This window comes from Pararhizobium sp., assembly GCF_965279435.1.
GTDB lineage: Bacteria > Pseudomonadota > Alphaproteobacteria > Rhizobiales > Rhizobiaceae > Pararhizobium.
Genome location: NZ_CBDIHY010000003.1, coordinates 3,291,263 through 3,305,019 on the forward strand (window position 1 = coordinate 3,291,263; position 13,757 = coordinate 3,305,019).

The window sequence follows — 13,757 nt, forward strand, 5'->3', positions numbered from 1 at the left end:
ATGCGGCGTTAGCCGCTGACTCACCATGAGTTGAGGATACCTAAACCGCTCGCGACAAGCCGTTGCGGGCGGTTTTTGTTTGTAGCTACGGTTTTCTTGCGGAGATCAACTGGCTTCCCGATGGCATCGCATCGAATGCAATGTCGACGAAGCCTGCCTCCGACAGCCAGTCGCGGTATTCGCGTCGCGTATACGACGCGCCTTCTGGGTACAGGTTCATGAAGGTTAAGTCGTAGAAGACGGCCTCCAACGGCGACACCCGGTCATCGTTAAGAATGCCAACACCGCTGACTAATATTCTTCCGCCTGAATTCAGGCTGCCATAGGTGTTGCGAATGGTTTTGGCCGCCTCCTCGCGCGACAGCACCTGGATCACCGCCTTCAGAATGGCGAGGTCATGGGTGGTGCTCGACGGTGCCTCCAGGATATTGCCGGCCTCAAATCTTAATCCATCGGCTAATGGCTCTCCTGCCAGGAGTTTTTGTGCAAGCATTATGTTTGCCGGCAATTCGAACAGGGTCACCTGAAGGTCCGGCTTAGTCTTGCGCAGTCCGATGAGGGAGTGGCCTGGCCCGCCACCGATGTCGATGGCGGAGTGCACACCTTCGAAGTCGATCATGTCCGCCAGCCGGCGTCCGAAGGACAATGCACTCGGCGCCGTTCCGCGGAAGAATGCCAGCGATGCCTCGGGATCGGACGTGGCGAAATCATGTTTCGCGGCGGGTCGTTCCTCGCGAATGGATGTGGCGGTCAGCAGGTCGGCGCGCCAGAGTTCATCGAGTAGCTGGTGCTCCTCGCCGATATAGCCGGGTTTTCCCTGGACAAGATACGTCGCCGCCTCCGGACCATTGCAAAAACCGGTGTCACGGATTTCCAGCAGACCTGTCGAAACCAGCGCGTAAAGCAATCGTTCAAGGCGGCGCGGATCGACATTCAGAGCACGGGCCACGTCAGCGCCCGTGAGGGTAGTGTCGCCAAGTGCGGTAAACACCCCGAGTAGCGCGCCGGCATGCATGGCGAATGCTGGAGCGATGGACGCCTGAAGAGATTGGATGAGAGTTGGTTCCGGAACAGCACTCTCCGACGCCATCGCAAATCCCCTCGACAGAAGAAAACTCTGACAACTTTATTGTTAGGCAATGGCTCTGTCGAGCGGTTGATCGGTGAAGGGCGAGATCAGCGCAATGGTGCAGAAGATGACTGTGACACCGGTCACATGCCGGCAGGAGCGGTTTTTCGTTGAGCGCGATGCATGCACCGAGTGCGCAGTCCGAGGGCCGACATCGGCCCTCGCCTTGAATGTTGAACACACTATAGTGCGTGAGTTTTCAATTGGTCGAGTGTTCTTCGGCGGGAAATCACGCGTCGGTTGGGATGCGTGCGATAACCTTGATTTCGAAATCGAAGCCGGCGAGCCAATTGACACCGATTGCGGTCCAGTTCGGGTACGGCGGCTTGCTAAACGCCTGTTGCTTGACGGCCATGATGGTTGGGAACTGGTTTTCGGGGTCCGTGTGGAACGATGTCACATCCACGATATCGTCGAAGGTGCAGCCGGCCGCGCCCAGCGTGGCCTTAAGATTCTCAAAAGCTAGTCGGACCTGCTGTTCAAAATCAGGTTCTGGCGTTCCATCGGCGCGGCTGCCGACCTGCCCCGACACGAACAGAAGGTCACCGGATCGAATGGCAGCCGAATAGCCATGCTCCTCGTAGAGAGCATGTCTGTTTGGGGGGAAGATTGCTTGGCGCTGGGTCATTTTCATCTCTCGCAATTGTCGGTGGCCGTATCAGGTGAGCGGAGCTTTATGCTTCACAGGTCACGTCATTTTGTATACGGATCGTATATGAAATAGCAGCATGCATCCCGCATGTCAATTTAATATACGAACCGTATATGAATTTGAGGGTAAGATGGTGAATCGACGCGTCGAGATGATGGAAGAAAACCGCGTCAAGCTGATCGCGGCCGCACGCAGGGCCTTTGCCGAAAAGGGATATTCTGCCGCGTCAATGGACGATTTGACCGCTGAAGTTGGTCTGACGCGTGGGGCCCTCTATCACAATTTCGGGGATAAACGCGGGCTTCTGGCGGCAGTTGTCGATCAGATCGATTCTGAAATGGCGTCGCGCGCGCAACAGATCGGGGCAGGGGCGGGAGATGATTGGCAGTGCTTGCTGGCTGAAGGCGTGGCCTATATCGAGATGGCGCTTGATCCTGAAGTGCAACGCATCGTTTTGCGCGATGGACCTGCGGTACTGGGTGACCCATCGCAATGGCCGAGCCAAAGCAGTTGTCTGCAGGCGACCCGGCGAACGGTCGAGCGGTTGAAATCACAAGGTATTCTCAAACCGATCGACGCCGAAGCCGCCGCCCGCCTTCTCAGTGGAGCAGCACTCAATGCTGCGCTCTGGATCGCTGCCAGTGACGATCCGCAGGACGTCCTGCCCAAGGCTGTCGAGGCATTCCAGTCCCTGGCCACAGGGCTTCTTTTGAGGCCCGCATAAACGGTTTTTGCTCACTCCAATTCCAAGCCAACACCTCCCTCTCAAAGAAAAATTATCCCCGCAAATCCCCGCAGTGAAAAACTGTGTGATGATCATGGCATTCTGTCACGGATGCACCGCAAGACGTTTGCGGCGAGGCAGGGCTGGCGCTCCACGCAAAGCCGCGTGGTCTTCGATGAGAAGGCCGCGAACGTCAGGCGGACCGGAAGGAGAGCCCCCGGAAAATGGATTCCCCCTGTCCTTCTGGGGCGGGTGTGCCTGTGTGGCACGCATGCCGGGATGAAAAACGTGATGTACCGGAACCGTGATGCTTAACGCCGGAACCGGAAACTTATGTCGCGGCGATCGTCCCGGGTCAGAGAATCCACAGTCGGGGTCTGTAGGGAGGAAAGCTCCCGAGAGAACGCCAAACGGGGCGCTGGAAAGCGTCACATAAACTTACTCATTAGAGGCGGTTTCCAGTGCCCCGTCCGATTAAGTGCATGTTTTTCAAGACCACGGCGGACACCGCGCGGGGATGCTTTTGCCGTCTGCCGAGTCTGATCGTCGCCTTTACATCCCGTGCTTCGACACTAGGTCGCAGGAATGGCTTTGAGAAAGGCACGCAACGTTTCCTCCATCGGAAGGCGGCTGCGTACTGAAGGAAGGAATGCGGGAATGGCGGACGTTATCACCACGGAAACACTGAGGACTTTGCAGGCCGACGTCCCGCTCAGCGCGACGCTGCATGTTTGGCTGAAGGCGGTGACGACGGATGCGCCGGGCACGATGGCCTTCATGCTCGGCGGCGACAAGATCGGTGAGGTCTCCGTCAGCAATGCCGAGGAATATGTCTTCCGGACCTTCGTCGCCACCAGCGGCGGCGCGCTCTCCTGCGTCTATGATACGACGACAACAGCAGTCTCCGTCGCCTATTTTTTCAACGCGGCCGAAGTGGTCGAAAAGGGCATCACCGTGATGCACACCAGCGCCGCCAACGCGCCGGCGCCCGTGCCACACGGCTATCATTTTCGCCCGCCCTTCGGCTGGATGAACGATCCCAACGGCTTTGGCCGTTTTGCCGGCCGTCCGCATCTGTTCTACCAGCATTATTCCCATGGCCTTCGCTGGAACACCATGCACTGGGGCCATGCGGTGTCTGAGGATTATATCCACTGGCATCACATGCCGATCTTCCTGTTTCCTTCCGAAGACCTGACGGCCCGGCCGGACCGGCGGGGCGGGGCCTTTTCCGGTTCCGCCATCCCGATCGGCGACGAGGGCGGCATCCGCGTCTTCTTCACCGAACAGGTGATTGACCGCACGCCTGAAACCCAGGTGCAGTTGACTGCCACCTCGCACAACATCATCACCGCCAGCGAGGCGCATGTGATTTTGCCCAATCGCCCGGCGGGCCTCGGCCTGACCCTCGATTTTCGCGATCCCTACGTGGTCAAGGGGCCGGACGGGCTGTGGAAAATGGTGCTCGGCAGCCTGAGCCAGCAGGGTGGCGTTATTCTCCTCTATGAAACCGATGATCCCACCGCCGCCGATGGCTGGCGTTTCGTCGGTACGCTGTTGTTGGAAGAACGATTCGGCACCGCCGTCATCGAGTGCCCCTGCCTGTTGCCGCTCGATGGCCCCTCCGATGATCCGAGGACGCATTGGGGGTTGATATACGGCCTGATGAACAGCACGCATGCCGATACCGGTCGCAAAAACCTGACATTGATTGCGGTCGGCCATTTCGACGGCGTCCGCTTCCTGACGGATTTCGAGCAGGAGCTCGATTTCGGCACCGACAACTATGCCTTTCAGGCCTTCGTCGACGAGGGCATGCCGGTCGGCATCGGCTGGCTCGCCAACTGGGCGGATGTCTCCCACACGATCGATTTTCCAACCGCAATGACCCTACCGCGAAACCTTCGTCTTGCCGATGGCGCCGTCCTGACGCCACCGGTTGCGGCGGTCGAGAGCCTGCGGAGTGGCGTGATCGATGAATCGAGGCTTGCTTCTGGCGAAACGGTGCGGCTCGAAACAGGTGCCGTCGAAATCCTGCTGGAACTGTCGTGGCCCGGCGCATCCTTCGTGCTGCACTTCGATCATCCGGATGTCGATCTGGCGCTGCAACTCGATGCGGAGGGATTGTCGATTCTTTACACGCTGCCGGGCATCGTGACCGTGCCGCGTTATATCGCACGCGGCGCTCACCCCCTTAGCCTGCAGATTTTCCTCGATGCCGGATCGATCGAGGTCTTCGCCGGTCACGGCCGCTGGGCCGGGACAAAACGTATCGAAGGGTTCGAGCCAGTTCGTGCGGTGCGGCTTGAGGCGGCGGAGGGTTACGTTACGTCAGGCCGCATCTTTGCGCTGAAACTGTAGGATTTTGCCGCAGCGTATCCCCGAAAACGGCTGAAAGGGCCGTCCAGATTTATCTAAAAACGTCTCTTTAACGTTTACCGGTTAGTAATCTCTTGGAAAGTGAGAGATTTCAGCGATGCGTATTGCGTTTATCGTCGCCGTTCTGCTTCTGGCCGGCTGTGCGAGTGCACCAAGAGACACGCGGAATGCCTGCGCGATTTTCGAGCAGCGCGACGGCTGGTTCAACAGTTGGCAGCGCGCCGCAAACCACGCCGAGCGTCAATATGGCGTTCCCGTGCATATCCTCATGGCAACGATCTACACCGAATCCGGCTTCCGCCCGAATGCCCGGCCGCCCCGCACCAAACTGTTCGGTTTCATTCCCTGGAAACGGCAATCGACCGCCTACGGCTTCTCGCAGGCACTGAACGGCACATGGTCGGAATACAAGCGCTCGACCGGCAACCTGATGGCACGGCGGACAAAGTTTTCCGACGCGATCCACTTCGTCGCATGGTACCACAACAAGAACAGCCGGAAAAACGGCATCGCCCGCAACGACGCCTATAATCTCTATCTGGCTTATTACCTGGGGGATGCCGGCTATAGAAAGGGCGGTTGGCGCGGCAATACGCAATTGCAAAAGGCGGCCCAGCGTTCGGCAAACATCGCCAATGCCTATGCCAAACAGCTGCGTTCCTGCGATTGATCCGAATTTCTTACCTTGAAAATGCCGGATCCCAATAGGGCGGGCTGCCAAACGCGGCCCGCAGATGGTCGGCCATCGCCCGCAACTTGACCGACGGCCGCCTTCCATCGGGATGGGCGATGTGGATATATTCAAGCTCCGGCTGCACGCCGATATCGATTGTCTCAAGCTTTCCTGCAGCAACCTCAGCACCGACAATGAACATGGGAATCAGCGCAATGCCGAGGCCTGCAATGGCGGCGTCGCGCAGCATGTCGCCATTGTTGAGGCCAAGCCCCATTTTGCCCCGAACGATGACAGTGCCGCCGATGCTCGGGAAACGCCAGTCGGCAACACCACGGTTGGTGTAGAAGATGCCGCGATGCTGTTCGAGTTCCTCGATCGATGCCGGTTTGCCATTGTCTCTGAGATAGGCGGGCGAGGCGACCAGCACGCGCCGGCTCGGCGCCAGCCGCCATGCCATCAGCCGCGAGTCGGCGATCGGGCCGTTGCGCACCACGGCATCGTACCCGTCTGCCGCCGCATCGACACGCCGGTCATCGAGATCAAGCGTCAATTGCAGATCGGGATGGTCAGCCAGAAACGGATAGAGCGCCGGGCCGAGATGCATGCGGCCGAAGGTGACGGGAGCAGAGATGCGCAAGGGGCCGGAGATCGTGCCGCGCCGTTCCGCCATGTCCGAAGCCGCCGCCTCGATCTCCTGCACGATCCGATTGGCGCGCTCAAGAAAAGCCGTCCCATCCTCCGTCAGGGTCATCTTGCGCGTGGTCCGGTGTAGTAGGCCGGCGCCAAGGCTGCGTTCGAGTTCGGCAAGCCGTTCGCTGACGACGGATTTCGACAGCCGAAGCCGCCGCGCCGCCTCGCTGATCGACCCGCTTTCGGCCACCGCGACAAAACTGGCAATACCATCGAGCTTCATCATCGTTCGGATTTTCCGGATACGAGTTCCTTGATTTGCAGACTAATCAGAACGTTCGAATAAAGCCATATTCCCTTCCAAGCAAACGGCATGAAGAGACAGCCACTTGGCGTCTCAACCGCTCTGCCAAAGAGGAAAAGATCATGGAACGCCTGTCCAACAAAGTCGCAATCGTCACCGGTGCCAGCGCTGGCATCGGCCGTGCCACGGCAAAACTGTTCGCCGCCGAAAGTGCAAAGCTCGTCGTCGGCGCCCGCCGTCAGAGCGAACTTGACGCGCTGGTCGCCGAGATCAAGGCTGAGGGCGGTAACGCCGTCGCCCTTGCCGGCGATGTCCGCTCGGAAGAGTATGCCAAGGCGCTTGTCGCGCTGGCTGTCGACCAATACGGCCGCCTCGATGTTGCGTTCAACAATGCCGGAACGCTTGGCGAAGCCGGTCCTTCCACAAGTGTTTCCGAACAAGGCTGGAATGATGCCATCGCCATCAACCTCACTGGCTCGTTCCTCGGTGCCAAGCACCAGATTGCCGAGATGGTCAAGCATGGCGCAGGCTCGGTGATCTTCACCTCGACCTTCGTCGGCTACAGCTTCGCCTTTCCCGGCGTTGCCGCCTACGCCGCCTCGAAAGCTGGTTTGATCGGCCTGACACAGGCGCTGGCTGCCGAATTCGGCCCGCAGGGTGTGCGCGTCAATGCTATCCTGCCCGGTGCCGTCGATACGGACATGTATCGCGAGATGAACAACACTGCGGAATCGCAGTCCTTCATTACCAACCTGCATGCCTTGAAACGGGTTGCCTCGCCCGAAGAGCTTGCCCGCTCAGTACTGTATCTTGCCTCAGATGATTCCGCCTTTGTCACCGGTACGGCATCGCTCGTCGATGGCGGCGCCTCGATCACCCGATCCTGAATGCCATAGCACTATAGCGGCAGAGCAATCTCTGATCGATCCCAGCCAAAGGCCCGGCACCCAGCGCCGGGCCTTTGGCATTTGACAAGCGCCGCCGTCCATTTTCCCTGCCGGTCCAAATTTTCTTGAAAATGCCGTATAAAACGGGCAAAGCACCTGCCAACGCTGAGCCTCAAGGAAATCCATGACCGTTGCTCCTCGCACGTCCCGCCAGCTTGACCATCTGGTCCTGCCGGTCGGTGAACTCGCAACTGCCCGCAACCGGCTGCAACAGCTGGGGTTTACCGTCGCTGCGGATGCCCGCCATCCCTTCGGAACGGAAAACGCCTGCGTGTTCTTTTCCGACAAGACCTATCTTGAGCCTCTGGGGATCGCCCAGCGGGAGGAATGCGAAGCGGCAGCGCTTGGCGGCAATGTCTTTACGACCCGCGATCAGGCCTATCGGTTCCGTCGCGGACAGGATGGCTTTTCGGCTATCGTCTTGAGCACGGACGATGCCATCGCCGACCAAGTCCGGTTTCGCGAAAAAGGCATTTCGGCCGGTGAGATACTGGAGTTTTCGCGGCCGATGAAATTGCCCGACGGTTCCGAAGCAGTCGCCAGTTTTCGACTGTCGTTTGCAGCGGATCTGCGTGCGCCGGATTTTTTCTTTTTCAGCTGTCAGCGCGTCAAGTCGCTGCCGTCTAACCGCGCCGCGCTGGAAACCCATGCCAATGGCGTGACGGGTCTGGCCGAGGTGGTTCTGTCGGAGCCGAACCCGACCGATTTTCAATATATCCTGCAGGAAGTCGTCGATGAGCGCGAAGTCTCGGCGCATTCCTTCGGCATGGATATCGAAACGCGCAATGGCGTAAAGATTTCCGTCCTCAATCAGGCCGGTATGTCCGGATTTTTCGACAAAAAGACCACTGGCCATTCGCGCGGTCTGCGCGGCCGCGCCGTTGTCTTCAAGGTTGCCGACCTGACCGCAACCGAGCATCTTCTCACCGCAAACGCGGTGCCCTTCACCAGAAAAGACAATCGCCTGCTCGTTGCGGAAGCGCCGGGGCAGGGCGTCATTTTCGCATTCGGAGAATAATCATGCAGACCAATGCAAATGTTGTAGCCGGCAGCGGCGCCGATCAGGTGGTGTTTTCCAATACCCAGAAACTGTCGCTGATCGCCGGTCCCTGCCAGATGGAAAGCCGCGACCATGCTTTCATGATCGCCGGTACGATGGTTGAGCTCTGCAAGTCGCTGGGCCTCGGCTATGTCTACAAATCCTCCTTCGACAAGGCCAACCGCACGTCGATCTCCGGCAAGCGTGGCATCGGCCTGGAAAAGGCGATGGAAATCTTTGCCGACCTGAAGAAGGAATTCGGCTTCCCGGTCATCACCGATATCCACACGGAAGAACAGTGTGCATTGGTCGCCCCGACCGTGGACATCTTGCAGATTCCCGCTTTCCTCTCGCGCCAAACCGATCTTCTGGTTGCCGCTGCCAAGACCGGCCGTGTCATCAACGTCAAGAAGGGCCAGTTCCTCGCTCCCTGGGACATGAAGAACGTGCTCGCCAAGTTCACAGAAAGCGGCAATCCGAACGTGCTCTTGTGCGAACGCGGTGCCTCCTTCGGCTACAACACGCTGGTTTCCGACATGCGTTCGCTGCCGATCATGGCAAGCCTTGGTGCGCCGGTGATTTTCGACGCGACCCATTCCGTGCAGCAGCCGGGCGGGCAGGGTGCATCGTCCGGCGGTCAGCGCGAATTCGTCGAAACGCTCGCGCGCGCAGCGGTCGCCGTTGGCGTTGCCGGCGTGTTCATCGAGACGCATGAGGATCCCGACAATTCCCCGTCCGATGGTCCCAACATGGTTTACCTGAAGGACATGCCGCGTCTCTTGGAGACGCTGCTGGCATTCGACGCCGTCGCAAAGCGCTGACCGCAGGTTTGTGAATTTTTCTTGAAGGCGGGGCGCCAGGCCGCAATTGCCGGGCGCCCGCCATTGTAATTTCCGGTCCATGAATTATGACAGGGCCATCCTCCACCACCACGTTTGAAGCAGGGAACAGATCATGACTGCAATCATCGACATCATCGGCCGCGAAATTCTTGACAGCCGGGGCAACCCGACCGTCGAGGTCGACGTCCATCTCGAAGACGGCAGCTTTGGCCGCGCCGCGGTTCCCTCGGGTGCCTCGACCGGTGCGCACGAAGCCGTCGAACTGCGTGACGGTGGCAAGCGCTATCATGGCAAGGGTGTCGAAAAGGCAGTCGAAGCCGTCAACGGCGAGATCTTCGAAGCCATCGGCGGCATGGATGCCGAAGACCAGCTCCACATCGACGCAACGATGATCGAGCTGGACGGTACGGCCAACAAGTCGCGTCTCGGCGCCAACGCCATTCTCGGCGTGTCGCTCGCCGTGGCCAAGGCCGCTGCGGAAGCCTCGAACCTGCCGCTGTTCCGCTACGTTGGTGGCCCGAACGCCCGCCTGCTGCCGGTTCCGATGATGAACATCATCAACGGCGGCGCCCATGCCGACAATCCGATCGACTTCCAGGAATTCATGATTCTGCCAGTTGGTGCCGAAAGCCTGCGCGACGCCGTTCGCATGGGCGCGGAAGTCTTCCACGTTCTCAAGAAGGAACTGTCGGCCAAGGGTCACAACACCAATGTCGGCGATGAAGGCGGCTTTGCTCCGGGCCTGAACAGCGCATCCGAAGCCCTCGATTTCATCATGAAGTCGATCGAAAAGGCTGGCTACAAGCCGGGCGAAGATATGTTCCTCGGTCTCGATTGCGCCTCGACCGAATTCTTCAAGGACGGCAAGTACGTCATGGAAGGCGAGGGCCGCACGCTCGAGCCGGGCGCCATGGCCGAATACCTGGCCGAACTGGCTGCCAAGTACCCGATCGCTTCGATTGAAGACGGCATGGCTGAAGACGATTGGGAAGGCTGGAAGACGCTGACCGAACTCGCAGGCAAAAAGTGCCAGCTGGTCGGCGACGATCTGTTCGTCACCAATTCCTCGCGTCTGCGCGACGGTATCAAGATGGGTGTCGCCAACTCGATCCTCGTCAAGGTCAACCAGATCGGTTCGCTGTCGGAAACGCTCGACGCCGTCGAAACGGCACACAAGGCCGGCTACACCGCCGTCATGTCGCACCGCTCGGGCGAAACCGAAGATTCGACCATCGCCGATCTTGCCGTTGCAACCAATTGCGGACAGATCAAGACCGGCTCGCTGTCGCGCTCCGACCGGCTTGCCAAGTACAACCAGCTGATCCGCATCGAGGAACAGCTGGGTCCGCAGGCAAAGTATGCCGGCCGCTCGATCCTGCGCGGCTGATCTGCAGACGTCTTGAAATGATGAAACCCGCGTCTGGAAACAGGCGCGGGTTTTTCGTTGCCGGCCTTATGGTCAACGGTCGGTTAATCAATGGCTGCTAGCGTGTTGAGGTATTGCGTATCAGGGCATGATCTATGTGGACCAAACACCATAAAAAACGGCAGCTGGGGCGGTTTGTCATGCCGCTCATCACCGTCGCGTTTCTCTCCTATTTCGGCTATCATTCCATTCATGGGGATTTTGGGCTGAAGGCAACAGAGACATTCGACCGGCAACGCATCGAGCGTCAGGCACGGCTGGACGAGCTGACGGCGCAGCGCCAGACGCTGGAAAAGGAAGTTGCCTTGCTCAGTGACGGCTCGCTCGAACGGGACATGCTTGACGAAAAAGCGCGGTTCGGCCTGAATATGTCCCGCAGCGACGAAATCGTTATTTTTCACTGAGTTGCCACATTAACCGAAAGCAGGTTAATTTGAAATAGGTTATTCCTATCAATAGGTTGGCAGGAATATAAGCCATGCAAATATGGCATTGCTGTGATCGCATTCTTTCCCTATGGTACCGCAAAAGCCAACCATAGGGAGGATTGAATGGCACCGCGAAAATCCGCGTCCGTTTCCAGTCGCAAGGCCGCTGCAAAGCCAGCAAAAAAAGACTTCACAAAGGGCACGATCGCCGAGTTCGATCGCGATACCGATCTGAAGGGCTATCGCGAAATGCTCCTTATCCGCCGTTTCGAGGAAAAGGCTGGCCAGCTCTATGGCATGGGCTTCATCGGTGGTTTCTGTCACCTCTATATCGGCCAGGAAGCTGTCGTCGTCGGTATGCAGATGGCGCTGAAGGAAGGCGATCAGGTCATCACCGCCTATCGTGACCACGGCCATATGCTCGCCTGCGGCATGAGTGCGCGCGGCGTCATGGCTGAGCTGACCGGCCGCCGCAGCGGGCTTTCCCGCGGCAAGGGTGGCTCGATGCACATGTTCTCCAAGGAAAAGAACTTTTACGGCGGCCACGGCATTGTTGGTGCGCAGGTCTCGCTTGGTACAGGTCTAGCCTTTGCCAATCGCTACCGCGGCAATGACAATGTGTCGCTTGCCTATTTCGGCGATGGCGCTGCCAACCAGGGTCAGGTCTACGAGAGCTTCAATATGGCGGCTCTGTGGAACCTGCCGGTGATCTATATCGTCGAGAACAACCGCTACGCCATGGGCACTTCGGTGTCGCGCGCCTCTGCCGGTCATGATTTCTCGCAGCGCGGCGTCGCTCTCGGCATTCCTGGCTTCCAGGTCGATGGCATGGATGTGCGCGCCGTCAAGGCAGCGGGCGACCATGCTGTCGAACACTGCCGCGCCGGCAAAGGCCCGATGATCCTCGAGATGCAGACCTACCGCTATCGCGGTCACTCGATGTCGGACCCGGCCAAGTACCGTTCGAAGGATGAAGTGCAGAAGATGCGCTCCGAGAACGACCCGATCGAAAAAGTAAGGGTGCGCCTGCTGGAAAACAGCTGGGCGAGCGAAGACGAGCTGAAGGCAATCGACAAGGACGTTCGCGACATCGTCGCCGACAGCGCCGATTTTGCCCAGGCCGATCCGGAGCCGGATGTATCCGAGCTCTACACCGACATTCTGCTTTAAGACCGGGACGAGGAAAACATCATGCCAATCGAAATTCTGATGCCCGCTCTGTCCCCGACGATGGAAGAAGGCACGCTCAGCAAGTGGCTGAAAAACGAAGGCGACAAGGTTGCCTCCGGCGACGTGATTGCCGAAATCGAAACCGACAAGGCGACCATGGAAGTCGAAGCCGTTGACGAAGGTGTCATCGGCAAGATCCTGATCGCCGCTGGCACCGAAGGCGTCAAGGTCAACACGGCAATTGCTGTCCTGCTTCAGGACGGCGAGAGCGCCAGCGATGTTGTCGCCCCGAAGGCTGCAGCGCCTGTTGCTGCAGAGCCTGCCAAGACGGAAACACCGGTCAAGTCCGAAGCGCCGGCAACTATTCCGGCTCAGCCGAAGGCCGCTGTTCCTTCCGATCCGGATATTCCGGCCGGTACCGAAATGGTCTCGACCACGGTGCGCGAAGCGCTTCGCGATGCGATGGCTGAAGAAATGCGCCGCAGCGAAGACGTCTTCGTCATGGGTGAGGAAGTCGCCGAATACCAGGGCGCCTACAAGATCACCCAAGGTTTGCTTCAGGAATTCGGTCCGCGCCGCGTTGTCGATACGCCGATCACCGAACATGGCTTTGCCGGTATCGGCGTCGGCGCTGCGATGACGGGCCTGCGCCCGATCGTCGAGTTCATGACCTTCAACTTCGCCATGCAGGCGATCGACCAGATCATCAACTCGGCGGCAAAGACGCTCTATATGTCCGGCGGCCAGATGGGCGCTCCGATGGTGTTCCGTGGTCCGTCGGGTGCAGCCGCACGCGTCGGCGCCCAGCACTCGCAGTGCTATGCCGCCTGGTACAGCCATATCCCAGGCCTCAAGGTCGTCATGCCCTACACGGCAGCCGACGCCAAGGGGCTGCTCAAGGCCGCCATCCGCGATCCGAATCCGGTGATCTTCCTTGAAAACGAAATCCTCTACGGTCACTCGTTCGACGTGCCGAAGATGGACGATTTTGTCCTGCCGATCGGCAAGGCGCGTATTCACCGCGTCGGCAAGGATGCGACCATCGTTTCCTTCGGTATCGGCATGACCTACGCGGTCAAGGCTGCGGCTGAACTGGAGAAGGAAGGCATCGACGTCGAGATCATCGATCTGCGCACCATCCGTCCGATGGATCTGCCGGCCGTGATCGAATCCGTCAAGAAGACCGGTCGTCTGGTCACCGTCGAGGAAGGCTATCCGCAGTCCTCCGTCGGCACCGAAATTGCCGCCCGCGTCATGCAGCAGGCCTTCGATTATCTCGATGCGCCGATCCTGACGATCGCCGGCAAGGACGTTCCGATGCCTTACGCCGCCAACCTTGAAAAGCTGGCCCTGCCGAATGTCGGCGAAGTCGTCCAGGCGGTAAAGACCGTCTGCTACAAATAAGGGAGGG

At 59.0% G+C, this 13,757-nt stretch carries 13 protein-coding genes; 10 read left to right on the forward strand and 3 right to left on the reverse strand.

Features of this window, described 5'->3' with window-relative positions; all coding sequences use genetic code 11:
- Positions 1 to 85 precede the first annotated feature (85 nt).
- Both ACQY8Q_RS21795 and ACQY8Q_RS21800 read right to left on the reverse strand, forming a co-directional pair.
- Positions 86 to 1,090, reverse strand: a complete 1,005-nt coding sequence (locus ACQY8Q_RS21795; protein ID WP_428428455.1) for a methyltransferase — start codon at positions 1,088 to 1,090, stop codon at positions 86 to 88.
- Between the two features lie 268 nt (positions 1,091 to 1,358).
- Positions 1,359 to 1,757, reverse strand: coding sequence for a RidA family protein (locus ACQY8Q_RS21800; protein WP_428428456.1), 399 nt, complete (start codon positions 1,755 to 1,757; stop codon positions 1,359 to 1,361).
- Between the two features lie 154 nt (positions 1,758 to 1,911).
- Between ACQY8Q_RS21800 and ACQY8Q_RS21805 the strand changes: the two genes are divergently transcribed.
- The 3 genes from ACQY8Q_RS21805 to ACQY8Q_RS21815 all read left to right on the forward strand — a co-directional run bounded on the left by ACQY8Q_RS21805 (position 1,912) and on the right by ACQY8Q_RS21815 (position 5,554).
- A complete protein-coding gene (locus tag ACQY8Q_RS21805; RefSeq protein ID WP_428428457.1) occupies positions 1,912 to 2,505 on the forward strand; it encodes a TetR/AcrR family transcriptional regulator in 594 nt (197 codons plus the stop codon).
- A gap of 657 nt (positions 2,506 to 3,162) precedes the next feature.
- Positions 3,163 to 4,866, forward strand: a complete 1,704-nt coding sequence (locus ACQY8Q_RS21810) for a GH32 C-terminal domain-containing protein (protein WP_428428459.1) — start codon at positions 3,163 to 3,165, stop codon at positions 4,864 to 4,866.
- 115 nt (positions 4,867 to 4,981) lie between these two features.
- Positions 4,982 to 5,554: a transglycosylase SLT domain-containing protein gene (locus ACQY8Q_RS21815; protein ID WP_428428460.1), complete on the forward strand. Its 573-nt coding sequence runs from the start codon at positions 4,982 to 4,984 to the stop codon at positions 5,552 to 5,554.
- A 10-nt stretch (positions 5,555 to 5,564) separates the two neighbouring features.
- Here the strand turns inward: ACQY8Q_RS21815 and ACQY8Q_RS21820 are convergent, their stop codons facing one another.
- Complete coding sequence (locus tag ACQY8Q_RS21820) at positions 5,565 to 6,476, reverse strand: LysR family transcriptional regulator (RefSeq protein WP_428428461.1); 912 nt, start codon at positions 6,474 to 6,476, stop codon at positions 5,565 to 5,567.
- A gap of 140 nt (positions 6,477 to 6,616) precedes the next feature.
- On the opposite strand from ACQY8Q_RS21820, the gene ACQY8Q_RS21825 reads away from it, so the two are divergent.
- The 7 genes from ACQY8Q_RS21825 (at position 6,617) to ACQY8Q_RS21855 (ending at position 13,750) form a co-directional block, all read left to right on the forward strand.
- Positions 6,617 to 7,381, forward strand: coding sequence for an SDR family oxidoreductase (locus ACQY8Q_RS21825; protein ID WP_428428462.1), 765 nt, complete (start codon positions 6,617 to 6,619; stop codon positions 7,379 to 7,381).
- A 184-nt stretch (positions 7,382 to 7,565) separates the two neighbouring features.
- On the forward strand, positions 7,566 to 8,459 hold the full coding sequence (locus ACQY8Q_RS21830) for a VOC family protein (RefSeq protein ID WP_428428464.1): 894 nt from the start codon (positions 7,566 to 7,568) through the stop codon (positions 8,457 to 8,459).
- Positions 8,459 to 9,301, forward strand: coding sequence for a 3-deoxy-8-phosphooctulonate synthase (gene kdsA / locus ACQY8Q_RS21835; protein WP_428429845.1), 843 nt, complete (start codon positions 8,459 to 8,461; stop codon positions 9,299 to 9,301). Before ACQY8Q_RS21830 ends, kdsA begins: the two co-directional genes overlap by 1 nt.
- A 133-nt stretch (positions 9,302 to 9,434) precedes the next feature.
- The gene (gene eno, locus ACQY8Q_RS21840; protein ID WP_428428465.1) at positions 9,435 to 10,709 is read left to right on the forward strand and encodes a phosphopyruvate hydratase; all 1,275 of its coding nucleotides are present in this window, start codon (positions 9,435 to 9,437) and stop codon (positions 10,707 to 10,709) included.
- Positions 10,710 to 10,843: 134 nt separating this feature from the next.
- Positions 10,844 to 11,152 carry an FtsB family cell division protein gene (locus ACQY8Q_RS21845; protein ID WP_428428466.1) on the forward strand — a complete coding sequence of 103 codons (309 nt, stop codon included), beginning with the start codon at positions 10,844 to 10,846 and terminating at the stop codon, positions 11,150 to 11,152.
- Between the two features lie 147 nt (positions 11,153 to 11,299).
- Positions 11,300 to 12,346: a pyruvate dehydrogenase (acetyl-transferring) E1 component subunit alpha gene (pdhA, locus tag ACQY8Q_RS21850; protein WP_428428468.1), complete on the forward strand. Its 1,047-nt coding sequence runs from the start codon at positions 11,300 to 11,302 to the stop codon at positions 12,344 to 12,346.
- A gap of 21 nt (positions 12,347 to 12,367) precedes the next feature.
- On the forward strand, positions 12,368 to 13,750 hold the full coding sequence (locus ACQY8Q_RS21855) for a pyruvate dehydrogenase complex E1 component subunit beta (protein ID WP_428428469.1): 1,383 nt from the start codon (positions 12,368 to 12,370) through the stop codon (positions 13,748 to 13,750).
- Positions 13,751 to 13,757: the final 7 nt, after the last annotated feature.